At 63.4% G+C, this 24,065-nt stretch carries 17 protein-coding genes; 7 read left to right on the top strand and 10 right to left on the bottom strand.

Features of this window, described 5'->3' with window-relative positions; all coding sequences use genetic code 11:
* Positions 1-4 precede the first annotated feature (4 nt).
* Positions 5-775 carry a helix-turn-helix transcriptional regulator gene (locus IVA88_RS00920; protein ID WP_247495421.1) on the bottom strand — a complete coding sequence of 257 codons (771 nt, stop codon included), beginning with the start codon at positions 773-775 and terminating at the stop codon, positions 5-7.
* 183 nt (positions 776-958) lie between these two features.
* Between IVA88_RS00920 and IVA88_RS00915 the strand changes: the two genes are divergently transcribed.
* From IVA88_RS00915 to IVA88_RS00895, 5 genes are all read left to right on the top strand, one after another.
* Positions 959-3,220 (top strand): marine proteobacterial sortase target protein, encoded by a 2,262-nt coding sequence (locus tag IVA88_RS00915; protein WP_247495420.1) that lies wholly within the window; start codon positions 959-961, stop codon positions 3,218-3,220.
* A gap of 119 nt (positions 3,221-3,339) precedes the next feature.
* Positions 3,340-3,909, top strand: a complete 570-nt coding sequence (locus IVA88_RS00910) for a class GN sortase (protein ID WP_247495419.1) — start codon at positions 3,340-3,342, stop codon at positions 3,907-3,909.
* Positions 3,910-4,057: 148 nt separating this feature from the next.
* The gene (locus IVA88_RS00905; protein WP_247495418.1) at positions 4,058-5,038 is read left to right on the top strand and encodes a glycosyltransferase family 2 protein; all 981 of its coding nucleotides are present in this window, start codon (positions 4,058-4,060) and stop codon (positions 5,036-5,038) included.
* Positions 5,039-5,197: 159 nt separating this feature from the next.
* Positions 5,198-7,417, top strand: a complete 2,220-nt coding sequence (locus IVA88_RS00900) for an acetate--CoA ligase family protein (RefSeq protein WP_247495417.1) — start codon at positions 5,198-5,200, stop codon at positions 7,415-7,417.
* Positions 7,418-7,574: 157 nt separating this feature from the next.
* Positions 7,575-8,405, top strand: a complete 831-nt coding sequence (locus IVA88_RS00895) for an MlaD family protein (protein WP_247495416.1) — start codon at positions 7,575-7,577, stop codon at positions 8,403-8,405.
* 4 nt (positions 8,406-8,409) lie between these two features.
* On the opposite strand, the gene IVA88_RS00890 is transcribed toward IVA88_RS00895, so the two are convergent.
* The 9 genes from IVA88_RS00890 to urtA form a co-directional block, all read right to left on the bottom strand.
* Positions 8,410-11,481: an autotransporter domain-containing protein gene (locus tag IVA88_RS00890; protein ID WP_247495415.1), complete on the bottom strand. Its 3,072-nt coding sequence runs from the start codon at positions 11,479-11,481 to the stop codon at positions 8,410-8,412.
* A 326-nt stretch (positions 11,482-11,807) separates the two neighbouring features.
* Complete coding sequence (locus IVA88_RS00885; RefSeq protein ID WP_247495414.1) at positions 11,808-12,848, bottom strand: aliphatic amidase; 1,041 nt, start codon at positions 12,846-12,848, stop codon at positions 11,808-11,810.
* A gap of 41 nt (positions 12,849-12,889) precedes the next feature.
* Entirely contained in the window at positions 12,890-13,264 is a 375-nt protein-coding gene (locus IVA88_RS00880) for a zinc ribbon domain-containing protein (protein ID WP_247495413.1), read from the bottom strand.
* Between the two features lie 88 nt (positions 13,265-13,352).
* Positions 13,353-14,582 (bottom strand): formamidase, encoded by a 1,230-nt coding sequence (gene fmdA, locus IVA88_RS00875; RefSeq protein WP_247495412.1) that lies wholly within the window; start codon positions 14,580-14,582, stop codon positions 13,353-13,355.
* A 27-nt stretch (positions 14,583-14,609) separates the two neighbouring features.
* Positions 14,610-15,299, bottom strand: a complete 690-nt coding sequence (urtE, locus tag IVA88_RS00870) for an urea ABC transporter ATP-binding subunit UrtE (protein ID WP_247495411.1) — start codon at positions 15,297-15,299, stop codon at positions 14,610-14,612.
* Between the two features lie 11 nt (positions 15,300-15,310).
* Positions 15,311-16,066 carry an urea ABC transporter ATP-binding protein UrtD gene (gene urtD, locus IVA88_RS00865; protein WP_247495410.1) on the bottom strand — a complete coding sequence of 252 codons (756 nt, stop codon included), beginning with the start codon at positions 16,064-16,066 and terminating at the stop codon, positions 15,311-15,313.
* Between the two features lie 10 nt (positions 16,067-16,076).
* Positions 16,077-17,219, bottom strand: coding sequence for an urea ABC transporter permease subunit UrtC (gene urtC, locus IVA88_RS00860; RefSeq protein ID WP_247495409.1), 1,143 nt, complete (start codon positions 17,217-17,219; stop codon positions 16,077-16,079).
* Between the two features lie 18 nt (positions 17,220-17,237).
* A complete protein-coding gene (gene urtB / locus IVA88_RS00855) occupies positions 17,238-18,164 on the bottom strand; it encodes an urea ABC transporter permease subunit UrtB (protein ID WP_247495408.1) in 927 nt (308 codons plus the stop codon).
* 149 nt (positions 18,165-18,313) lie between these two features.
* On the bottom strand, positions 18,314-19,573 hold the full coding sequence (gene urtA, locus IVA88_RS00850) for an urea ABC transporter substrate-binding protein (RefSeq protein ID WP_247495407.1): 1,260 nt from the start codon (positions 19,571-19,573) through the stop codon (positions 18,314-18,316).
* A gap of 167 nt (positions 19,574-19,740) precedes the next feature.
* Here urtA and IVA88_RS00845 point away from each other — a divergent pair, with 167 nt between their 5' ends.
* Together IVA88_RS00845 and IVA88_RS00840 are read left to right on the top strand one after the other, a co-directional pair.
* Positions 19,741-23,112 (top strand): ATP-binding protein, encoded by a 3,372-nt coding sequence (locus IVA88_RS00845; protein WP_247495406.1) that lies wholly within the window; start codon positions 19,741-19,743, stop codon positions 23,110-23,112.
* Entirely contained in the window at positions 23,096-24,028 is a 933-nt protein-coding gene (locus IVA88_RS00840) for a response regulator transcription factor (RefSeq protein WP_247495405.1), read from the top strand. Before IVA88_RS00845 ends, IVA88_RS00840 begins: the two co-directional genes overlap by 17 nt.
* Positions 24,029-24,065: the final 37 nt, after the last annotated feature.

The following is a 24,065-nucleotide window of genomic DNA, read 5'->3' as shown; positions in this document are numbered from 1 at the left end:
CGGACTATACCGACAGAAACAGCGCGAACGATTCTTCCACCGTTCGGCGCAGATGCCTCTGATACAATTCATGGTTGGCGTCGTCGGGCGCGACTCGCCCCAGCGAGGGCTTCGCGAAGTTCCGTGCCGGTACATAGGCGATCGGCGCCGCGATCGGCGTCAGCTGCGAGCCGGGGCCGGCGCGGAGCGTCGAGATGATCCCGTACATCTCGCCGGCCACCGTCGGCCGCGACACCGTGATCACGCGATGCTGGCCGTGCTTGATGATGACGAGATAGATAAAGCCGGACTGATGCGGCACCGCAACCTCGCCGGTGTGCTCATAGGCGGCATCGGTCCGCTCACCCTCGCGGAACACCAGTGAGCAGACCTTCGGCTCCCAGACGATCTCGGTGCGGTAGGCAAAGATCGCGTTCTTGTCGCCGAACGATGGTCGCAGCGTGATGTAGACGTCCTCGAGCCAGGTCACCGCGCGGTGCGCATAGGAACCGAGGCTGTCGGGTGCGACATCGCTTGCGGCCGGAGGCGTCACCACGACGAGACTCTTGCGCAAGGAGACGCCCAGAGCCTGCTCCAGCCGCACCGTGGTCGCCAGCGTGAACGGCCGTCGGCCGCCGAGCACCTTCTCCAGAGTCGACAGGCTGAGCTTGGCCTGCTCGGCCAGCGCCTGCCGGGAGATCCGGCGCCTGGCGAGCTCCTCGCGGATGGTCTCCGCGACCTCGCGGCTCTGCTCGTCCGAAAGCTGCTTGTCGGTGAACTTGTCCTGCGGCTGCATCGTGTCCCTGCTCCAGGACGGCATTCTAGCAGGGCGGACAAGTCAGCACAAAACCGCACTTGGCCACCCGGCGGCGGCTCGCGCGGGCCGGCCGCGGCGGATCATTGCCGATCATTCTGCTCGCGAAATCGGGCTGTCCCGGCGGATGCTCAGGGCCAGCGAACATCCTCGGGAGCAGGGCACATGGACACCAACGACACGACAGATAGCGACGAACACCCCATGCTGGGGCGGCTGATCAGGCTCGGATTGTTTCTTCTGGTGCAGGGCGTCGCGGTGATGCTGGTCGCCGTCGTGGCCCTGCTGGTGAGCTTTGCGCCGAGCTGGTCGGCGACGACGGAGCAGGCCAGCCTGCTCCAGCCCGGCGATGCCAAATCCGGGTCTCTCCTCCTCAAGGAGGACGGCGCCTACACTGAAGCGATCCGCCTCGGCATCGACGTCGACATCACGGTATCAGGCCCGACGCTGCGCGCCCGCGTCACCCAGATATTCCGCAATCCGACCAAGGACTGGGTCGAGGCGACCTATGTCTATCCGCTCCCCGCCGGCGGTGCCGTCGATACGCTGAAGATGGTGGTCGGTAACCGCGTCATCGTCGGCGATATCAAGGAGCGGCAGCAGGCCCGCGTGATCTACGACGAGGCTCGCCGCGGCGGCCAGAAGGCCGCGCTCACCGAACAGGAGCGGCCGAACATCTTCACCAACTCGGTCGCCAATATCGGTCCCGGCGAAACCGTGCTGGTGCAGATCGAATATCAGGAGCCGGTGCATCAATCCGGCGACGAATATTCGCTGCGCCTGCCGCTGGTTGTGGGGCCGCGCTACAATCCGGCGCCGATCGTCCAGAGCGTCGACTTCCGCAACGACGGCTCCGGCTGGGGCGCGACGAATTCGGACCCGGTGCCGGATCGCGACCGCATCTCGCCGTCCGTGCTGGATCCCGCCAGGAATGCGCCGGTCAATCCAACCAGCATCACGGTACACCTGAGCGCCGGCTTTGCGCTCGGCGAGGTTAAGAGCCCCCACCATAACACCAAGGTCGAGAGCCCGGACAACACGACGCGAATCGTCACGCTTGCCGACGGTGCCGTGCCTGCCGACCGCGATTTCGAACTGACCTGGAAGCCGGCCGCTGTGAAGGCGCCGTCGGTCGGTCTCTTCCGCGAACGCGTCGGCGACGCCGATTATCTGCTCGCCTTTGTCACCCCGCCCACCGCCGAGCAGGCGACGCAGAAGCCATTGCCGCGCGAGGTGGTGTTCGTGATCGACAATTCTGGCTCGATGGGTGGCACGTCGATCGTTCAGGCCAAGGCAGGCCTCATTTACGCGCTCTCCCGCCTCCAGCCGACCGACCGTTTCAACATCATCCGTTTCGACGACACCATGGACGTTCTGTTTCCGGCCTCCGTGACGGCGGATGCCGCCCACGTCGGTGAAGCCACCTCGTTCATCGGCGCGCTGCAGGCGCGTGGCGGCACCGAGATGGCGCCGGCGATGCGGGCCGCGCTGACCGACAGGCTCGGCGACGCCGGCGCGGTTCGCCAGGTCGTATTCCTGACCGACGGCGCGATCGGCAACGAGCGGCAATTATTCGAAACGATCACGGCGATGCGCGGCCGCTCGCGCGTGTTCATGGTCGGCATCGGGTCGGCGCCCAACACGTATCTGATGACGCGCGCCGCCGAGCTCGGCCGCGGTGCCTTCACCCATATTGGCTCCGTCGAGCAGGTCGAGGAGCGCATGCGCGGCCTGTTTGCCAAGCTTGAGAACCCGGCCGTGACCGGCCTGAACGCAAAGTTCTCCGAAGCCAAGGCCGACGCCACGCCGACGATCATTCCCGACGTCTATCGCGACGAGCCGCTGGTGCTGGCGGCAAAGCTCGACAAGCTCGCGGGTTCGGTCGAGATCAAGGGCCGCGTCGGCGACCGCCCATGGTCGGTGACGCTGCCGCTGCAACATGCGGCCGAAGGCAAAGGCCTGTCGAAACTTTGGGCCAAGCGCAAGATCGACGATGCCGAAGTGGCGCGCACCCTGCGCGAGATGACGCCCGAAGACTCAGATAAGGCGATCCTGGCACTGGCGCTCGACCACCGAATTGTCACGCGGCTCACCAGCCTGGTCGCAGTCGACAAGACGCCGAGCCGTCCCGAGGGTGAGCCGCTCAAGCTCAGCGAATTGCCGATCAACCTGCCGGCCGGTTGGGATTTCGCGAAGGTCTTTGGCGAACGACGGCAGGCCCCGCCGCAACTCCGCGAGCGTCACGCCGATGCGCGCAACCAACCGGCCACGAGGCGGCCGACGCCTGGCGCACCCGATTCGATCCGCCTGCCCAAGACCGCGACCTCGGCCGAGCTGAAGATGATCGCAGGCCTGATCCTGATCGCGCTCGCCCTGATCCTGTTCGTGTTCAACCGCCGTCAGTCCTTGCTCACTGACGCCGCTTGAGAGAGGAGCCCCCCGATCTCCTCTGTTAGCGCGCGCGGCTGCCCGTCCCACACCAACGGCCGCGCGCGCCTTTTTACTGTCCTTGCTTCGCTTCGCTCGCAACGACGATTGTGGCACCAATGCCCCGCTTCATTCCTCCCCTGGTTCTCGCCCTGATCGGCGCCATCCTGTTCGGCGACGGCGTCTACATCCATGCCAAAGCGTGGCTCGCGCAGGTGCTGCTGGAGCGCGCGTTCGACCGGAGCGTTGCGACCGGCGAGGTGGTCAGGCCATGGTCATGGGCCGACACCTGGCCGGTCGCGCGGATCGAGGTGAGGCGGATTGGCGCCAGCGCGATCGTGCTGGAAGGCACCAGCGGCCAGGCGCTTGCTTTCGGGCCCGGCCATATCCACCAAACGGCTGATGCGGGCGCGCGCGGGGTTGCCGTATATGCAGCCCATCGGGACACACATTTCCGCTTCTTGCGGGATGTTGTCATTGGTGACGTGATCGAGGTCACACGCAGTGACGGCAAGCACTTCCGCTATCGCACGGATTCCTCCGCTGTGGTTCGTTTCGATGCATCGGGTATCGGTCCCGCAACTCAGGGGTTCGAACTCGTGCTCGCGACCTGCTGGCCGTTCGAGGCCATCGCGTCCGGCCCTGAGCGCTACATCCTGCATGCCACCCTGATTGGAGCCGATGAATAGCGGTTCGCAATCGGTCACCCTTCTTGGGGCCGCGCCTGACTTTTGGGCGATCACGCCTGATGGAACCGCTGAACTGGCGTCGTCGGCCGGAGACCTATTAGAATGGCCCATTGAGTATTTTGCGCTGCAATTTGCGAGAAAAACGGTGATGGACGAGGAGTTCAGGCAGCGTCTCGAACAGCTTGAAAATCGCGTCGCGCTCCTGGAGAGGAACCAGGATCTCATTGCCGCCGGGCAAAGACGCTCCTCGCTTCGGAGCCTCTGGCGCCGCCCGCCGATGTGGACCTTCGAGCAATATCCGCCGCGCCTGCTCAACCTAGTGGCCTTCCCTCCGGCGCCTGCAATCGATGCGAGTGCGCCCCGGATCGCGATGGTCACGCCGAGCTACAACCATGCGCAATATCTCGGCGCCACGATCGACAGCATCGTCGGCCAGAACTATCCGAACCTTTATTATCACGTGCAGGACGGCGCCTCGATCGACGGCACGCTCGATTTTCTGAAGAGCCGCGGCGAAAGTCTGAGCTGGAAGAGCGAACCGGACAAGGGACAGTCCAGCGCCATCAATCTCGGCTTCGCCGGCGTCGAGAGCGAGATCATGGCCTATCTCAACAGCGATGACATGCTGCTGCCCGGGACACTTGCCTATGTCGCAAATTACTTCATCGCCCATCCGCATGTCGACATCGTCTACGGCCATCGCGTCTTCGTCGATCACGAGGGACTCGAGGTAGGCCGCGCCGTGCTGCCGCCCCATGACGCCAAGGCGTTGCAATATGCCGACTACATTCCGCAAGAGACGATGTTCTGGCGGAAGCGCGTGTGGGACAAGATCGGGCCGATCGACGAGAGCTTCCACTACGCGATGGATTGGGACTTCATCCTGCGGGCGCAAGCAGCAGGATTCAAATTCGCACGCTTGCCGCGATTTCTCGCCTGCTTCCGAATCCATGACGCACAAAAGACGGCATCCACCTATGCGGTAGGCGTCAGGGAGATGGGGATCCTGCGGCGCCGCTTTCTCGGCTTCGATCCGACACAGATGCAGATCCGGCGCGCCATCGCTCCCTATCTGGCGAAGCAGCTGGCTTATCACTGCGCCTACAAGCTCGGGATCCTGAGATACTGAACGACAACGCGGCCCGTGATCCGAACGCGTCGGTCGCCTGTGCCTGGTGCGTGCTCATTCCATCGCACGGTATACCCACCCGCGTGGTTGCCACTCCGAAGAACTCGCCATAGAACAGAGTGACGCGCCACCAACAAGAACAACAGGTGAGGTCACGCCATGGAAGCTCGCGTATCTGCTGCGTCCGTTTCTCCGCGCTCATGGTCTCCACCGCCCGATGCGAACGACATCGTCAAGGGCATCCACGCCATGCTGCATCCGCACAACATCGTGCTGGTGGGCGCGACCGACAAGCCCGGCAACTATGCCGAGCGCATCTGGAACAACCTGGTCAAATATGGCTATGAGGGCGGGCTCTATCCGGTCAATGCCAAACGCGACACCATCTGGGGTGTCCCTTGCTACAAGGACTTTGCAGGCCTCCCGGAAAAGCCCGATCACGTGCTGGTGCTGGTGCCAGCGCGCTTCGCCGTGCAGGTGATCCGCGATGCCGCCGCGGCCGGCGCGCGCTCGGCCACCATTGTCACCTCGGGCTTCAGCGAGTTGCAGGACGCGGAAAGCCAGAGGCTCGCCGCCGAACTGCAAACCGCCGTACGCGAGACGGGATTGGCGGTCACCGGTCCGAACTGCCTGGGCAATTTGAGCGCCGGCGAAAAGCTCTTCACCAATATCGACGACCGTATCGTCACCATGGAGCAGGGTGCGGTGGCGATTGCCGGGCAATCCGGCGCCATCGTCATGGCGATCCGCCAGGCGCTGGAAGATCGCGGCGTCGGGGTCGGCTACATGGTGACGACCGGCAACGAGGCCGGGCTCGAGACGCCGGACCTGATGCGCTATTTTGCCGAGGATCCGAGCATCAAGGTGATTGTGGTCTACCTCGAAGGCGTGCGCAACACCAAGGCATTCCGGGACGCCTGTAAGGCGGCGCGCGCCGCGAGCAAACCGGTGATCGCGTTCAAGCTCGGGGCGTCCGAGGGGGGCCGCGCGGCGGCGATGGCACACACCGGCGCTCTCGCGGGCTCGATCGAGACATTCGACGCCGTTGCAACCCGCGAAGGAGTCATCAGGGTCGGCGGGCTCGACGAGCTGATCGAGACCACCGAATGCTTCGTCCACGCCGCTGTGCCCAAGGGCGACCGGCTCGCTGCAGTGACGCTGTCCGGCGGCAAGCGCGGCATGCTGATCGACGCCTTCGATGCAGAAGGCCTGAATTTTGCGCCACTCAGCCCGCATGTCGGCTCGGAGCTGGCAAAAATGCTCGGCCCAGGTTCGATCGTCGGCAATCCGCTCGACGCCGGCTTTGCCGCGGTGGTCGATCCCTCCGTCTACATGAAATCGATCGAGCTGATGATCGACGACCCCGATATCGACATCGTCATCGTCGATTCCGAGCTGCCAAAGGCGCCGCACGAGCTGCGCGAGCGCAATCTGCGCATCGTCGACGAGATGGCGAGCCGGGCCTCGAAGCCGGTGATCTATATCAGCGCGATGTCGATCGGCTTCACCGAGTTCACCAAGTCCTTGCGCAAATCGCTGCCGCATCTCGCGGTCATGCAGGGCATGGATCGCGCGGTGACCGCGATCAAGTCGCTGCTCGACTACGCCAAGCTGCGCAAGGAAGTGCCCGATATGGTCTCGAGCTCGACGCCTGCCGCGCGTGCCGTGCTGGAGAAGGCGCTGAAATCGGCAACCGGCCCCGCGCTCGACGAGGTCGCCTCGAAGAAGCTCCTGAAGGCCTATGGCATCCCGATCTCGAAGGAGGCCATCGCACAGACCGCAGCCGAGGCCGTGAAGATCGCGAAGCAGATCGGTTTCCCGGTCGTGGCAAAAGTCGTCAGCGCCGAAATCCTGCACAAATCCGACATCGGCGGCGTGGTGCTGAATCTCACCAGCGCGGCCGAGGTGAAGAAGGCGTTCGCCGACATCACCGCGCGGGTGAACAAGCTGAAGGGTAAACCGAAGCTCGACGGCATCCTGATCGCGCAACAGGTCAAGGCTGACCTCGAGCTCGTGGTCGGCGCCTCGCTCGACGCCGAAATGGGTCCGGTCGTGCTGTTCGGCACCGGCGGCGTCGACATCGAGCTGATGAAGGACGTGGCGCTCGCCGGCGCGCCGCTGGACGAGGCGGAGGCGCGGCTCCTGATCGGCCGCACCAAGGCCGGCATCAAGATGCGCGGCTATCGCGGCAAGCCGGCCTTGCACGAGGCTTCGGCGGTGAAGGCGCTGGTCGGCCTGTCCAACCTGATCGCGGACGCCGGCGACCGGATCGCCTCGATCGACGTCAATCCGTTCCTGATCAATGCCAGGACCGGCGTCGCCGTCGATGCCCTCATCGTCCTGAACAATGCTGCGGCTAAACGCGCCGCCGGGCATTGACGTCGCGCAGGGCGGATCAGCACAGCGCAATCCGCCAATCCCTGCGACAAACGCGAGAGGCAGTGGCGGGTTACGCTTCGCTAACCCGTCCCACTTAGGATTGCGGCCACAGCATCATCCTTCCAACTTCCCCGCTTTGGCCGTAAAATCGCCCCGCATGGCACGCGCGAGCAATCTGGTGATCGGAACGGCGACCCTGGCGGTGATCGCCGTGGCATTCGGCGGCCTGCTCGGCGTGCAGAAATGGCGCACCATCCAGAGCCGCAGCCAGTTGCGCGTGGTGTTCGAGGGCGGCTCGGCCAGCGGACTTCGCCGCGGCGGGCCGGTCAATTTCGACGGTGTTCCCGCCGGCCAGATCCTGTCGATCAAGCTCGACAACCCCCGCAAGGTCGTGGCGCTGGTGTCGCTCGATAATGCTGCGCCGATCCGCAAGGACACCGTGGCCGGCATCGAATTCCAAGGCCTCACCGGCGTCGCCGCGGTGTCGCTGATCGGCGGTGCCCCCTCCGCTCCGCCGGTGCCGCTCGACTCGGACGGCGTCCCCGTGCTGACCGCCGATCTCAGCGACGCCGAATCCATCGTCGACACCCTGCATAGTGTCGATCGCAGCATCGTCAGCAACGCCCCGGCAATCAAGGAGGGCCTGCGCACGTTCGAGAACTACACCGCCGATCTCAGGAGCAAGGGCGGCGAAATCGATTCCGTCATGGCCAAGGTCGACAGCGCCTTCGCGGGGTTTGACAAGGCGGTCACAAAGATCGAGGGCGTGGTGCCCGGCTTTGCCGACGGCAAGGCGGATGAGCTGTTCGAAAAGATACAGGGATTGCACGAGCTCGCCGATACCATGAGGAAGAAATCGGCGAACTTCCTCGAGGACATCCGTCGCTCGCTGCTCGACGTCAGCGAGGCCGCCAACAAGATGAGCGGAACGTCCAGCCCCGCCGCCGCCCCGCGCCCGCCGCGCAAGCCTCCGCAGCAGAAGAGGTAGAAGCTTACCAGGCGTAGCGGACGACGCCCTTGCCGGCGTAGGAGCGGGTGACGTTCGAGAACTCGCCCTCGAAGGTCGCTGACGCGGACCAGCCGTTCATCCAGTTCATCTGCACCGCCGCCGTGGTCAGCGCGGAATCGCGCGCCTGGGCGGCCCCGTTCACGACGAACGCCGATCCCGGCAACGTCTGGAACACCGCGCCGACGGTGCGGTCCGGATTGTAGTCATGCGCCCAGGCGACGCGTCCGCGCAGGGTCATCAGGCCGCCGGCCGCGGCGAATGACCTATCCGCGCGCAGGCCGAGCTCGGTGCGCGTGCTGGTCACGTCCTTGGCGGCATAATTCAGCGCGAAGACATTGCTGCCGACGACCGCGAACTCTGAATAGCTCGGAAGGCTGAACATGGTGGCCTGGACCGCCGCATAGGGCGTGAGGCCGATCCACTGCATGGCATGGCGATAGCCGCCCTCGAGGCGGCCCGAGAACGCGTTGGCGTTGAACTGTGCACGCAACTGATCGACGCCGGCGGCGGTGACGATGCGATTGGTCGTGACGTCCTGCCAGCCATAGGCCAGCGCGGCCGTGACATAGGCAGCTCCCGCTGTGTGACGCACGAAGGCACCCGCCTGGAACAGGTCGGAGCGGCCCCAGCCGAGCCCGTTGGTGTTGAAGCCAGTGCCGCCGCCCGCAAGCGCAAAGCCGGCGATCGTCGCCGGCGAGAAGCGGTAATCGAGGCCGACGGCGGTGCCATAGACGCTGCTGCTGGTGTTGTTGGAGCCGAGGCCGGCGTTGCCGTCGGTGGTCTGCGATCCACCATAGCCGGCCGCCCACACGTCCCAACGCTGCTCGAAGGTGGCAACCGGTGCCTTGCGGTAGATTGAAGCCAACGCGTCCCGTCCGCCCTTGTCACGCGCGGCCTTGCCGGTGGCCGCATACGCGTTCGCGCTCGTCTCGTCGGCATATGGCGTCGCACCCGGCGTGCCGCTGCGTCCCGAGCCGAACACGTCGGTGAGCAAGCCGAGGAACAGGTTCATCGCGTTGAACGTCGTCTGCTGCGTAACCGTCGCCGGCTCGCCGGAAGCCTGCGCCAGGCCGGCCGGGGCCAGGCCCGCGAATTCCGCTTGCAGAAAGCCGTTCGCGTTGAAGAAATTCTGAAGCGTCGTGGCGACGTTCTTCTGATTGACGTTGAGGGCGTACTTCGCGCCATAGTCCAGTGTGAAATTGAGATAGACAGTGCCGGCAGGATCTACGGTCGTCGTGCCAATCAGGCCGCCGGGAGCGGCGACACCGGCAAAGTTATCCGTGGCAGAGCCGGAAAACTGCATGATCTTGTATTGCGGCAAGATCGTGCTGCCGGCGTAAAGCGAGACGCCGACCGTGCCATTCAGGCCGACATTGCCGAGAACGTTGGCAAAGCTCGCGGTGGCTCCGCTGCCGACCTGCACGAGGTAGACCGCGCCGGATTGAAGGGCGAGGTCCCCCAAAACCAGCATGCTCGAGCCCGGCCCGCCGTCGCCGGGCGCGAAGATGCCGCCGGCAGCAATGGTGGTATTGCCGACGATCCCGGCGCCGAACAGCGCGCCGCCGGCATTCACGGTGGTCAGGCTCGATTGGGAAATGTCGCCGTCGACCCGCAGGATGCCGCCATTCACCGTCGTGGTGCCGGTGTAGGTATTGGTGCCCGAAAGGATCAGCGTTCCGCTGCCTACTTTTTCAAGAGAGCCGGAACCGATGAAACCGCACCCGCAGGGGTCGTAGTCGCCGATGACACCGTCGACCAGCATCGAGCGATTGTTGCTGCCGACGACGAGCGTGTTGCCACCGCCGACATAGTAGGTGCCATTGCCTTCGATCGAACCGGCCGTGATGCGGCCGTCACCGTGCGGGCCGAGGCTGCTGCCAAAGTCAACGATGCCTGTGCCTGTGGTGATGAAGCGCGCGTCGCCGCCTGTGGAATTGTCGTAGAACTTGGTCGCGCCGCCATCCTTGGTGATGATGGTGGCATTGGCGGCCGTCGACAAAGCGCCGAAGGCGGTCTGGCCGTCGACATCGTTGATGATTGTTGCGTTGTCGGCGCTCGCGGTGCTTGCCGGCACGGCGCCGAAGCTCGTGCCGCCAAAGTCCTTGTTGATGATGATCGCCGAGCCCGCCGAGGCTTGATCGACGAATGCGGTGGTGCCGCCGTTCTGGTTGGTGATGTTGGCCAAACCTGCATTGGTCCGGCCAAAGAAGCCGATCAAGCCATCATTGGTAATGGTCGCCCGGCCGGCCGTGGCGGTGTCGGTCCCGGTCCCGAACGGATCGCCAAAGTAAAGCTGGCCGCTGTTGGTGATGACCATAGAGCTGGCGGAGGTCGCGTTGAGGAACGTCGTCACGCCGGAAAAATTATTCAGGAGCGACGTAATGCCCGACGTGTCGGCGTTGACGATGTTGAAGAGACCGTCGTTGGTGACGGCGCCGATGATCCTCGCGGTGTGGGTCGCGTCGCCGAGTTGCAACGCCGTGCATGAACAGATGAAAGTATCGCCGGTATAGGTGTTGGCGCCGAGCAGCGCCAGAATCCCGGGTCCCTGAACGTTGATCCCGCCGCTGCCGGCGATCCGCGAGGCGATCACGGCCGACGGATCCGCCGTGCCGGTGACATCGTTGGTGAAGAACGTGGTGCCGCCCGAGGCCAGCCGGAGGTCGCCGCCCTGGATGGTGTAGACCGAACTGTCGGCGGTGACATCGAAGCCCACGAGACCGGTGAGCTGGACGCCACTCGGCGCGACCGTGACGGTGCCGGCCGTGGCCGGCGTCGAGACTCCCGAGTAGCCAAATACGGTGCCGACCGATGCGGAATCGTAGGTGCTGCTGGTGGAACCGAAGACGTCGGTCCAATTCGTGGTGGTGGTGTCCCACACCCCACCGCCGCCGTTGATGATACCGTTCGGCGTGGTCTGCGATCCGTTGAAGACCTGCTGCGCTCCGGCGATGTTCGTCGGCAGGCAGAGGCCGAACAGCACTGCAACGACGGACGACGCGGCCGCACCAAGGCGCAGCCGGCTCTGTCCGCTCGATCGCGATCGAAACTCCACCCCAGCGCCCCCGTCAGCGGCGCCTCAGCCGCGCGTCGGCAAACTAGGCGACGAGTTCCCTCCGTCAAACTACGGAATCCGCGGAATCGGCTGTCCGAGCCACAACTTGGGTTGATTCAACAGCTGATGTTGCAACCGCGCCACGGTTCTGCATGGCAAATTCGTATTCAACGCACGATCCTGCGTCAGAATGTCCACGCGCATGTACGGCCGTTCACATCGATGGCTGGCAGCCCAGAGCGACGTTCGTCGCCAGCCACAGCGTCTTCAACTTCAACGCGGAAAATGGGCACGCATACGCGCCTATCTTCCGTGACGGCAATGGCTCAGTAATTGGTGGGCGCTGCTTCATTCGGGATGCCGTCGATCGGGCATTCCGCGGTCCCGGGCGTCGAGCGCGTCATGGCCTCGACCATGTCCCGCGTGCCTTCGGGATCAGCGATCCAGTTCTTGTAGAAATCATAGGGGCAGGCCGCGACGCCGCGCGGACTTTCGCCGGAATTGATCATGCCGGTGTAGCCGCGATGGACCAGCTTGTAGAGATGGTTCTGCGACTGACCGTTGCGACGGGCATCGCGGATCAGATGTTTCGACAGCTGGGCATATTGGATGCCGTAGTCCTCCTCGCCGCACTCACCCAGCGTGCGGCCGTCGAAGCCGATGATCGCGGAGTGGCCGAAATAGGAATAGACGCCGTCGAAGCCGGCTGCATTGGCGACGGCGACATAGACGTTGTTGGCCCACGCCATCGCCTTGGAGATCAGGATCTGCTGTTCCTTGGCCGGATACATGTAGCCCTGGCAGCGCACGATCAGCTCGGCCCCCTTCATGGCGCAGTCGCGCCAGATCTCCGGGAAATTGCCGTCGTCGCAAATGATCAGGCTGACCTTCATCCCTTTCGGGCCGTCGGAGACATAGGTGCAATTGCCGGGATACCAACCCTCGATCGGCACCCAGGGCATGATCTTGCGGTACTTCTGCACGATCTCACCCTTGTCGTTCATCAGGATCAGGGTGTTATAGGGCGCCTTGTTCGGATGCTCTTCGTGACGCTCGCCGGTCAGCGAGAACACGCCCCAGACTTTGGCCTTGCGGCAGGCCTCCGCAAAAATCGCGGTCTCTTCACCGGGCACCGCGCAAGCGGTCTCATACATCTCCTTGGAATCGTACATGATGCCCTGGGTGGAATACTCCGGGAAGATCACGAGGTCCATGCCGGGAAGGCCGACCTTCATGCCCACCACCATGTCGGCGATCTTGCGGGCGTTATCGAGCACCTCGGCCTTGGTGTGCAGGCGTGGCATCTTGTAGTTGACCACTGCGACGCCGACGGTGTCGTTGCTGCTGGAGATGTCACCGTGAAGCATCTGAATTGCTCCTCTACCCTGTTTGAGATTGCCCGCGCGAATTAGTGGCTGATCATCCAGGGCCGCGCAGTCGGGAAGCCCTTGGCGCCGCTCCTGGTCTTGGTCACCAGCCGCGCAGGCTTCTTCTTGTCCGGCGCGTTCTTGGACGAATTCTTGCCCGTGGAGCAGCAGCCGCAACCGGGGCCGTGCGCGGCCTTGTATTGCGCCAGCGTCTGCGGCGCGTGCGTGCTGCGCTCGTTGAGGGCGTGAGCCTTGCGCGTCTCCGACGGCATGCAGAAGAAATTCGGGGCGGTCAGGATGACGCGCGGCGCCATGATTTCACATTGCGGACAGCCTTGCGGATCGTCGCATTCGGCCATCGGGCGCATATCCTTGAACGGACCGCAATCGTTACAGAGATATTCATAGACCGGCATCGCATCATCCCTACGCTGTTGTCTGTGAGAACTACCGCGGCGGATGCGGGGCGGCAGATACGCCGTCCCGCATCCCGTCGCGCAGGGACTATTTGTCCGGCGAGATCGGCATCTGGATATCGCCCTTGATGTGCTTGATCGGTCCGGCCGACGACGGCATCACGTCGAAGTCGAAGATTTCCGTCGGCAGCCATAGCGTGGCACATGCATTGGGCACGTCGACCACGCCGGAGATGTGACCCTGAACCGGTGCCGTGCCAAGGATCGAATAGGCCTGGGCGCCGGAGTAGCCGAACTTCTTCAGATATTCGATCGCATTCAGGCAAGCCTGGCGATAGGCAATGGTGACGTCGAGATAATGCTGCTTGCCGGCTTCGTCGACCGAGATGCCTTCGAAGATCAGATAGTCCTTGTAGTTCGGCGTGATCGGTGACGGCTTGAAGATCGGATTCTTGACACCGTACTTCGCCATGCCGTCCTTGATCACCTTGACCTTCAGATGCAGCCAGCCGGCCATCTCGATTGCGCCGCAGAAGGTGATCTCACCGTCGCCCTGGCTGAAGTGCAGATCGCCCATCGAGAGCCCGGCGCCGGGCACGTAGACCGGAAAGTAGATCTTCGAGCCGCGCGAGAGATCCTTGATGTCGCAATTGCCGCCGTGCTCACGCGGCGGCACGGTGCGCGCGCCTTCCGCGCCGATCTTGTCTTTGACGTCGCCCTTGGCGCGGCCGCCATGAGCGGTCGGCGCGAATGGCGGATTGGCAAGGCCGGGCACACGGGTCGGATTGGTCGCGATCAGCTCGGCCTCGCGCTTGTTCCAGGTCTCCAGCATTTTCGGATCAGGCAGACAACCGATCAGGCCGGGATGGATCAAGCCGGCGAAATTGACGCCCGGAATATGCCGCGACGAGGTGTAGAGGCCCTTGATGTCCCAGATCGACTTCTGCGCCAGCGGAAAGTGATCCGTCAGGAATCCGCCGCCGTTCTGCTTGGAGAAGAAGCCGTTGAAGCCCCACATGCTCTCCTTCATCGGACCGACGTCGAGCAGGTCGACGACGAGGAGGTCGCCGGGCTCGGCGCCCTTGACGCCGATCGGGCCGGAGAGGAAGTGCACGATCGAGAGATCGATGTCGCGGACGTCGTCAGCGGAGTCATTGTTCTTGATGAAGCCGCCGGTCCAGTCATAGGTCTCGATGATGAAATCGTCGCCGGGATTGACCCAGGCCACGATCGGGATGTCGGGGTGCCAGCGATTATGCACCATGTCATTTTCGTAAGCGGACTTGGTGAGATCGACCTTGATCAGTGTCTCTGGCATCGAGAAGCTCTCCTTTTACACGGTTGATTAGACAGACAGATATTTCGAGACCTGCGCGGCATCGACGGCGTCGCGCGGATCGTCACGGACGATCTCGCCGTTCTCGATCACCAGCACACGGTCGGCGATATCGAGCGCGAAGCTCAGGACCTGCTCGGACACGACGATCGACAATCCCTTTTCATCGCGGATGCGCTTGAGCGTGCGCGCCATCTCCTTGATGATCGACGGCTGGATGCCTTCGGTCGGCTCGTCCAGCAGCAGCACCTTTGGCTTGGTCGCCAGCGCGCGAGCGATCGCGAGCTGCTGCTGCTGACCGCCGGAGAGATTGCCGCCACGGCGGTCCTTCATCTCCAGCAGCACCGGAAACAGTTCGTAGATGTCGCCGGGCACCTCGGTCCTGCCTGAGACCACGAGGCCGGTCTCGATGTTCTCCTTCACGGTCATGGTGGAGAAGATCATGCGGCCCTGCGGTACATAGGCGAGGCCCTTGGCCACCCGCTCGTAGCTCGGTAGGCTGCCAAGCTCGGCGCCATCCATGGTCACCGAGCCGCTCTTGGTCGGCAGGATGCCCATCAGCGACTTCATCAGCGTGGTCTTGCCCATGCCGTTGCGGCCCATGATCGCCACGATCTCGTTGGGCGCGACCTTGACGTTGAGCCCGTGCAGCACCTCGCTCTGGCCGTAGGCGACGTGAAGATCGGAAATAGCCAGCATCGAGATTCTCCTCAGTGACCCAAATAGACTTCGACAACCTTGGGGTCGTTCTTCACCTTCTCCATGGTCCCTTCCGAGAGGATCTGGCCCTGGTGAAGCACGGTGACCTTGTGCGCGATGTCCTCGACGAACTTCATGTCGTGCTCGATCACCAGCACCGAGCGATTCTTGATGATGCGGTTGAGGAGTTCGGCGGTCTTCGCGCGCTCGGACACGCTCATGCCGGCGACGGGCTCGTCGAGCATCAGCAGGTCCGGGTCCTGGATCAGCAGCATGCCGATCTCGAGCCATTGTTTCTGGCCATGACTGAGCAGATCGGCATTCACGTTCAGCCGGTCCTTCAGGAAGATCATTTCGGCGACTTCATGCACCCGGTCGCGCACCGCCGCGTCGCGCGTGAAGGTCAGCGCCCCGAACACCGAGCGTCCGCGCGGGTAGGAAATCTCCAGATTCTCGAACACTGTGAGATCGTCATAGATCGACGGGTTCTGGAACTTGCGGCCGACCCCGGTCTTGACGATCTCGTTTTCCTTCATCCGCGTCAGCTCCTTGCCGCGGAATTGAATCGAGCCAGACGTTGCTTTGGTCTTGCCGCAGATCAGGTCGAGCACGGTGGTCTTGCCGGCGCCGTTGGGACCGATGATGACGCGGATCTCGTTCTCGTCGACGTAGAATGAGAGACCGTTGACCGCCTTGAACCCGTCGAACGACACGGTCAGCGCTTCGACGGCGAGCAGGAATTCCTTGGGCTGGTGACCTATGAGCATGACGATCTCCTCACTCCGCCGGGGCGCCGTCGGCGACCGAGCTGTCGGTCCAACCTGCGGGTTTCGGTTTGCCCGAATAGATCAGGCGGTCGATGCGCGGCTGCACATAATCGCCCCAGATCCCGGCAAGGCCGTTCGGGAAGGCCAGGACCACGGCGATGAACAGCCCACCCAGTCCGAACAGCCACAATTCGGGAAAGGTTTCCGACAGACTGGTCTTGGCAAAGTTGACCAGAAGCGTGCCGTAGACCGCGCCGAGAATCGAGAGCCGGCCGCCGACCGCCGTGTAGATCACCATTTCGATCGACGGCACGATGCCGACGAAGGACGGCGACATGAAGCCGACATTGAGCGCGAACATGGCACCACCGATCGCGGCGAACACGGCGGCGACGCAGAAGGCAAAGATCTTGAAGTTGGCGACGCTGTAGCCGGAGAAGCGGACGCGGTCTTCCTTCTCGCGCATCGCGACCAGGATGCGTCCGAGCTTGGAGTGCCGGACGAACTGCGCGATCATGATGCAGGCGAACAGGCACCCGACCTCGAAGAAGTACAGCACGATCTTGGCGTGGTCGGGACGGATATCCCATCCTTTCAGCGTGCGCAGATCGGTCATGCCGTTGATACCGCCGGTGTAGCCCTGCTGGCCCACGATCAGGATGGTGAGAATGGCCGCGACCGCCTGGGTGATGATGGCGAAGTAAGTGCCGCCGACCCGGCGCTTGAACATCGCGGTGCCGATGATGAGGGCGAAGATGCCGGGTACGAGAATAATGGCGGCGATCGTGAAGCTGAGGCTGCTGAAGGGCTTCCAGAACAGCGGCAGCGCGGTGATCTGATTCCAGTCCATGAAATCCGGAATGCCGGGGGTCGACTGGATCTTGGTGTTCTCCACGCTCGACGCCTCGAGCTTGAGGAACATCGCCATGCAGTAGCCGCCGAGCCCGAAGAACACGCCCTGGCCGAGGCTGAGAATGCCGCCATAGCCCCAGCAGACCACCAGCCCCAGCGCGACGAAGGCGTAAGTCAGATATTTTGCGACCAGGTTGAGCCTGAAGACATCGAGCGTGAGCGGCAGAACCACCACAAGGAAGACGGCGAGCACCAGAATTCCGATGAACTCCGATCGATTGAAGAAGCGATTGTCGGTCATTGCATCAGCCCCAGTTTCTCACTTGCGGACCTTGAGGGCGAACAGCCCTTGCGGCCGCAGCATCAGGATTCCGACAACGGCGAGCAGCGTCAGCACCTTGGCCATCGAGCCCGACATGAAAAACTCGAGGGTGGATTGGGTCTGCGAGATCGAGAAAGCCGAGGCGATGGTCCCGAGCAGGCTCGCAGCACCGCCGAACACGACCACCAGGAACGTATCGACGATGTAGAGCTGTCCGGAGGTCGGTCCGGTCGACCCGATCATGGTGAAGGCACTCCCGGCGACACCGGCAATGCCGCAGCCGAGGCCGTAGGTGTAACGATCGACCTTCTCGGTGTTGATGCCGACGGCCCCGGCCATGATGCGGTTCTGCACCACGGCGCGCACCTGCCGGCCCCAGCGCGATTTGTACATCACGTAGGCGACGCCGACGGTGATGAGGACGGTGAGGCACATCACGAAGACACCGTTGATCGGCACTTCGATGCTGTCGCTTACATGCAGGGAGCCGAGCATCCATTGCGGCAGCTCGACGCCGACCTCGCGTGCGCCGAACACGGAGCGATAGGCCTGCTGCAGGATCAGACTGAGGCCCCAGGTCGCGAGCAGCGTATCGAGCGGGCGCCTATAGAGATGCCGTATCAGCACCCATTCCACCAGCATTCCCAGCGCACCGGATGCCACAAAGGCCAGGATCATCGCGAGGAAGAAGTAACCGCTGAACAGGCTCGGCAAATAGGACTGGAAGAAACTCGAGGTCATCCAGGTGACGTAGGCCCCAAGGATCATGAACTCGCCATGAGCCATGTTGATGACGCCCATCTGGCCGAAGATGATCGCAAGACCCAGCGCCATCAGGACGTAGACCGAGAACAGGATCAGTCCTGCAAAGCCCTGCATGACGAAGATCGAGCCAAGGTCACCAAGCGAATAGTCGCCGAACATCGATGTCCTCCGTCGGGGAAAGGGTCCCGCGTCGCGAGCAGGTTCGCGACGCGGGGGTCTTGGGCGTGGATTTGCGGTCCACGCCAGGGAGAGGTTTTGCCTGAAAGGGAAACGACGACGAACGCCGTGTCTTACTGGTAGCTCTCGTCTTACTGGTAGCCCTTGGGGAACGGATCCGGCTCGACGAGATCGGCGGTCTCGAAGATCAGTTCGAACTGGCCGTCGAGCTTGGCGCGCCCCACCCGGGTCTTCGACCAGAGGTGATGATTTTCGTGGATACGCACATAGCCTTCCGGCGCACCCTTGAACTCGACGCCGGGCGACGCCGCCGCGATCTTGTCCACGTCGAAGGAGCCGGCCTTCTCGACGGTCAACTTCCACAGCCACGGGCCGAGATAGGCAGCCTGGGTGACGTCTCCGATCACCGTTTTCTCGCCCCACATCTTCTTGAACGCCGGGACGAAGGTCTTGTTGTTGGGATTGTCGAGCGACTGGAAGTACTTCATGCAGGCATAGGCGCCCGCGATGTTCTCGCCGCCAATGCCGTCGATCTCATCTTCGGTCACCGAGATCGTCAGCAGCGCCTGCTTGGAGAGGTCGATGCCGGCGGCCTTGAGCTGCTTGTAGAACGCGACGTTCGAGCCGCCGACGACGTCGGTGAAGATCACGTCGGGCTTGGTCAGCTTGATCTTGTTGATGACCGAATTGAACTGAGTGTTGCCGAGCGGATAATACTCTTCGCCGACGACCTTGCCCTTCAGCACGTTTTCGACGTGCTTGCGCGCGATCTTGTTCGAGGTGCGCGGCCAGATGTAGTCGGAGCCGATGAAGAAGAACGACTTCGCGCCCTTCTCCTTGGCAATCCAGTTCAGGCCCGCGAGGATCTGCTGCGTAGCTTCTTGGCCGGTGTAGATCACGTTCTTGGACTGCTCGAGACCTTCGTAGAAGGTCGGGTAATAGAGCATGCCGTTATACTGCTCCATGACCGGCAGCACGGCCTTGCGGGATGCCGAGGTCCAGCAGCCCATGATCGCCGCGACCTTGTCGTTGACCAGCAGCTTCTTGGCCTTTTCGGCAAAGGTCGGCCAGTCGCTGGCGCCGTCTTCCTGGATGAACTTGATCTTGCGCCCGAGCACGCCGCCCATGGCGTTGATCTGCTCGATCGCAAGCTTTTCGGCTTCGATCGAGCCGGTTTCGGAGATCGCCATGGTGCCGGTCGCCGAATGCAGGATGCCGACCGTCACCTCGGTGTCGGTGACCGCGAGGCCCGTGGTATTGACCGCCGAGGTCGCCGGGGCCTGCGCAAAAGATGCCCGCGGCAGCATCGTGATGGCCGGCACGGCCGCCATTCCCATCAATAGTTTGCGCCGTAGCGGCGACAATAGGCCCTTGTTCGCTTCGTCTGACATGAGCACCCCACTTTTGTTCGAGGACACGCGATCGGTGCCGTGAGGATGGCTCGAATTTGTGCACCGCAAGGATACGCAAGATCGCGTATACTGCACCGCAAAATGGCGACGTAGGCTTTTTGGTACGAGTTTTGCGAGGGGTCCTGGAGTTCGGGAGCGGGGGTCGAGTGGCAGGGCGGCAGCGAATAGATCGCGTCAGGCGCCAGTACAACCAATGGGTCGCCAACCAGACGCTGGAAGACTACGCGCTGCGTTTCACGGCCAAGAGCGCGCGCCGGTGGTCCGCCGCCCGCGTCGCCAACACTGCACTCGGCGCCATCTCCTTTCTCGCGCTGGAAGCGATCGGCGGCACCATCACCCTGAACTACGGGGTTACCAACGCCACCGCCGCCATCTTCGTCGTCTCCACCATCATCTTCTGCTGCGGCGTCCCGATTGCCTATTATGCCGCCAAATGCGGCATCGACATTGACCTGCTCACCCGCGGCGCCGGCTTCGGCTATATCGGTTCGACCGTCACCTCGCTGATCTACGCCTCCTTCACCTTCATCTTCTTCGCCATCGAGGCGGTGATCCTGGCGACGGCGCTCGAGATGTGCTTCGGCATTCCGCGCCCGATCGGCTACCTCATCAGCGCGGTCGCGATCATCCCGCTTGTCACCTACGGCATCACGCTGATCAGCCGCTTCCAGCTCTGGACTCAGCCGATCTGGATCATCCTGCACATCCTGCCCTTTGCCGCGATCGCCTGGGCCAATCCTTACTCGTTCGCGGAGTGGCGCAAATTCGCCGGCGAGCACGGCGGCCCCAGCGGACATTTCGACCTGCTGCTGTTCGGTGTCGCATCCTCCGTGGTGTTTTCGCTGGTGGCCCAGATCGGCGAGCAGGTCGACTTCCTCAGGTTTCTGCCGCGCGACCGCCGCACGTCCCGAACGTCGTGGTGGGCGGCCCTGCTGATCGCGGGCCCCGGCTGGATCATCTTCGGCGCGCTGAAACTGCTGCTGGGCTCGTTTCTCGCCTTCTTCGCACTGAGCCACGGCCTCTCCAGCGAGCTGGCGGCCGAGCCTGCGCACATGTATCTCGAAGCGTTCCGCTACGTGCTGTCGCAGCCGGACATGGCCTTGGCGCTCACCGGCGCGTTCGTGATCCTGTCGCAGCTCAAGATCAACGTCACCAACGCCTATGCAGGCTCGATCGCCTGGTCGAACTTCTTCTCGCGTCTGACGCATAGCCATCCGGGCCGGGTCGTCTGGCTGGTGTTCAACGTGATGGTGGCGCTGCTGCTGATGGAGATCGGCGTCTACAAGGCGCTGGAGCAGACGCTGGCGCTCTACTCCAATGTCGCGATCGCCTGGGTCGGCGCGCTGGTGGCCGATCTCGTGGTCAACAAGCCGCTCGGCCTGCGCCCGCCGCAGATGGAGTTCAAGCGCGCCCATCTCTACGACATCAACCCGGTCGGCGTCGGCGCGATGACGATCGCCACCATCGTCTCCATCGCGGCATTCTACGGCCTGTTCGGCTCAACCATGAAAGCGCTCGCGGCCTTTGTCGCGCTGACGGCCGCCTTCGTCACCGCGCCTGTCATCGCCTGGCTCACCGACGGAAAATACTACATCGCGCGCAAGCCGAAAAAGAGCTGGGCCAATATCGAATCGATCCAGTGCTGCATCTGCGAGCACCATTTCGAGCCGGAGGACATGACCTCCTGTCCTGCGTATGCCGGCCCGATCTGCTCGCTATGCTGCTCGCTCGATGCGCGCTGCCACGATTTGTGCAAACCGCATGCGCGCGCGCAGGTGCAGTTCGCCGACGCGCTCGCCAGGATCTTGCCGCAGCCGATCTATCAGCGGATCAACTCGCAGTTCGGCCACTACATTGGTGTATTCGTGGTCTCTGCGGGCCTCGTCGCGCTGGTGCTGGGGCTGATCTATCTGCAGACCTCGGTCAGCGTGCCTGGCGAGAACGTGCTCGTCTCCAAACTGCTCTGGAAGGTGTTCTTCTCGCTCAGCATCATCATCGGCGTGCTGGCTTGGCTGTTCGTGCTGGCGCAGCAGAGCCGACGGGCCGCCGAGGCCGAGACCCGGCGCCAGACCACGCTGCTGATCCAGGAGATCGACGCGCACAAGCGCACCGACGCCGAGCTCCAGCGCGCCAAGGAAATCGCCGAATCCGCCAACCTCGCCAAGAGCCGCTACGTGGTCGGCCTGAGCCACGAGCTGCGCTCGCCGCTGAATGCGATCAGCGGCTATGCCCAACTCCTGGAGCAGGACGCGACGCTCAACACCAAGCCGCGCGACCAGGTCCGCGTCGTCCGCCGCAGCGCCGATCACCTCTCCGGCCTGATCGACGGCATTCTGGACATCTCCAAGATCGAGGCCGGGCGGCTATACTTGTCGCGTGACGAGGTGCGCCTGAGCGAATTCCTCGACCAGCTCGTCGGCATGTTCCGCCTCCAAGCCGCCGCCAAGAGCATCGACTTCGTGTTCAGGCGGCCGGCGCATTTGCCGGTCGTGGTCTATGCCGACGAGAAGCGGCTGCGCCAGGTGCTGATCAATCTGCTGGCCAACGCGATCAAGTTCACCCAGGCCGGCAGCGTGCAGTTCGTGGTGCACTATCGCAGCCCGGTCGCGGAGTTCGAGGTGATCGACACCGGTCCCGGCATCCAGGGCGACGACCTCGAACGCATCTTCGCACCCTTCGAACGCGGCGCGCTCGGTGTCTCGCAGCCGCAGACCGGCACCGGGCTTGGCCTGACCATCAGCCGGCTGCTCGCGGGCGTCATGGGCGGCGACATCAAGGTCTCGAGCACGGTCGGCAGCGGCAGCACGTTCAAGGTCAAGATGCTGCTGTCGGAGGTCACCAATCCGCAGCGCATTGCACCGGTGGAGGCCCCGATCTCAGGCTATCACGGCACGCGCAAGACCATCCTCATCACCGACGACGACCCCGTGCATCGCGACCTCCTGCGCGAGGTGCTGACACCGCTCGGCTTCATCCTGCTCAGCGCCCCCGACGGACCCGGCTGCCTGGCACTGGCCCAGCACTGCCGGCCCGATCTGTTCCTGCTCGACATTTCCATGCCGGGCATGGACGGCTGGACGGTCGCGGAGACGCTACGGGCGAACGGCCACCATCAAGCGCGCATCCTGATGGTGTCGGCCAGCGCGCTTGAGGCCCACGGCACACCGCTGGCGCAGCCTTTCCACGACGGCTATCTGATGAAGCCGATCGACATTCCCCGGCTTTTGGAAAGCATCCGCCAGCTTCTCAAGATCGAATGGCAATACGGCTCGGAGGAGATCGCCGTGCCGCTGTGGCGGCCGGAGAGCGGCTCGAGGCCGCCGGTACAACACATCGAGGCGCTGATCGGGCTCGGTCAGATCGGCTACGTCAAGGCTATCCAGTTGAAGCTGGACGAGATCGGCAGTGAGCACCCTGAACATGCCGATTTCGTCGCGGAAATGCAGTCGCTGATCGACCGCTTCGATCTCGACCAGTACATGGCCACATTGAAGACGTTGCATGCGTATGAGCACTGAGTCGAAAAAGCGCGACATCGCGCTCGTTGTCGACGATTCCCCCGAGACGTTGCGGTTGCTCACCGACGCGCTCGACAGCGCCGGGATGACAGTGATGGTGGCGCTCGACGGCGCGGCCGCGATGCGCATTGTCGACCAGATCACGCCTGACATCGTACTGCTCGACGCGGTGATGCCAGGCATGGACGGGTTCGAGACCTGCCGCCGCCTCAAGCGCGATGCGGGCCTTGCCAATGTTCCGGTGATATTCATGACGGGGCTCGCCGAGACCGAGCACATCGTGCGCGGGCTTGAGGCTGGCGGCGTCGACTACGTTGCGAAGCCGATCGTGATCGAGGAGATGCTGGCGCGGATCCGAGTTCATCTCGGCAATGCGCGGCTGACGCAGAGCGCGCGCGCCGCGCTCGACGTCTCCGGCCGATACCTGTTCGCTGTCAACCGCCGCGGCAAATTGTTGTGGGCGACCCCGCAGGCGCAGAAGCTGCTCGCGGATCATCATGGCGCACACGCCGCCGACGAGGACTTCATGCTGCCAGTATCATCGCTGCAATGGCTGGAGCAGGCGAAGGGCAAGGGCGGCTCGAAGTCTCAGGCGGCTTCCTTGCCGGACAATCCTCAGCTCCGGTTGTACTACATGGGCGAGACCGCGCCGAACGAGTTCCTGCTGCGGCTCTCCAGGGAGTCCGGTACCGCGCCGCCCCCCGAGTTCACCAGCGAGCTTGGCCTCACCACCCGCGAAGGCGAGGTGCTTGCCTGGCTCAGCAAGGGCAAGACCAACCGCGACATCGCGCAGATTTTGGGCTTGAGCCCGCGCACGGTCGACAAGCATCTCGAGCAGATCTACGCCAAGCTCGGCGTGGAGAACCGGACGGCTGCCGCGGCGATTGCGACGAATGCGACGCGGCGGAATTCGTAGTCTTGCTGCGATTGAGGTGAGACCGACTTCGCTGGTA

It is taken from the genome of Bradyrhizobium sp. 149 (assembly GCF_023073915.1).
In the GTDB taxonomy this organism is placed as follows: domain Bacteria; phylum Pseudomonadota; class Alphaproteobacteria; order Rhizobiales; family Xanthobacteraceae; genus Bradyrhizobium.
Note: the sequence above shows the minus strand (reverse complement) of the source record. Positions and strands in the feature narration are given on the sequence as shown.

Excerpts from the sequence above, each read along its gene's own strand:
- IVA88_RS00920 (WP_247495421.1), bottom strand. The coding sequence starts at position 775 with ATGCAGCCGCAGGACAAGTTCACCGACAAGCAGCTTTCGGACGAGCAG.
- IVA88_RS00915 (WP_247495420.1), top strand. The coding sequence starts at position 959 with ATGGACACCAACGACACGACAGATAGCGACGAACACCCCATGCTGGGG.
- IVA88_RS00910 (WP_247495419.1), top strand. The coding sequence starts at position 3,340 with ATGCCCCGCTTCATTCCTCCCCTGGTTCTCGCCCTGATCGGCGCCATC.
- IVA88_RS00905 (WP_247495418.1), top strand. The coding sequence starts at position 4,058 with ATGGACGAGGAGTTCAGGCAGCGTCTCGAACAGCTTGAAAATCGCGTC.
- IVA88_RS00900 (WP_247495417.1), top strand. The coding sequence starts at position 5,198 with ATGGAAGCTCGCGTATCTGCTGCGTCCGTTTCTCCGCGCTCATGGTCT.
- IVA88_RS00895 (WP_247495416.1), top strand. The coding sequence starts at position 7,575 with ATGGCACGCGCGAGCAATCTGGTGATCGGAACGGCGACCCTGGCGGTG.
- IVA88_RS00885 (WP_247495414.1), bottom strand. The coding sequence starts at position 12,848 with ATGCTTCACGGTGACATCTCCAGCAGCAACGACACCGTCGGCGTCGCA.
- IVA88_RS00880 (WP_247495413.1), bottom strand. The coding sequence starts at position 13,264 with ATGCCGGTCTATGAATATCTCTGTAACGATTGCGGTCCGTTCAAGGAT.
- fmdA (WP_247495412.1), bottom strand. The coding sequence starts at position 14,582 with ATGCCAGAGACACTGATCAAGGTCGATCTCACCAAGTCCGCTTACGAA.
- urtE (WP_247495411.1), bottom strand. The coding sequence starts at position 15,299 with ATGCTGGCTATTTCCGATCTTCACGTCGCCTACGGCCAGAGCGAGGTG.
- urtD (WP_247495410.1), bottom strand. The coding sequence starts at position 16,066 with ATGCTCATAGGTCACCAGCCCAAGGAATTCCTGCTCGCCGTCGAAGCG.
- urtC (WP_247495409.1), bottom strand. The coding sequence starts at position 17,219 with ATGACCGACAATCGCTTCTTCAATCGATCGGAGTTCATCGGAATTCTG.
- urtB (WP_247495408.1), bottom strand. The coding sequence starts at position 18,164 with ATGTTCGGCGACTATTCGCTTGGTGACCTTGGCTCGATCTTCGTCATG.
- urtA (WP_247495407.1), bottom strand. The coding sequence starts at position 19,573 with ATGTCAGACGAAGCGAACAAGGGCCTATTGTCGCCGCTACGGCGCAAA.
- IVA88_RS00840 (WP_247495405.1), top strand. The coding sequence starts at position 23,096 with ATGCGTATGAGCACTGAGTCGAAAAAGCGCGACATCGCGCTCGTTGTC.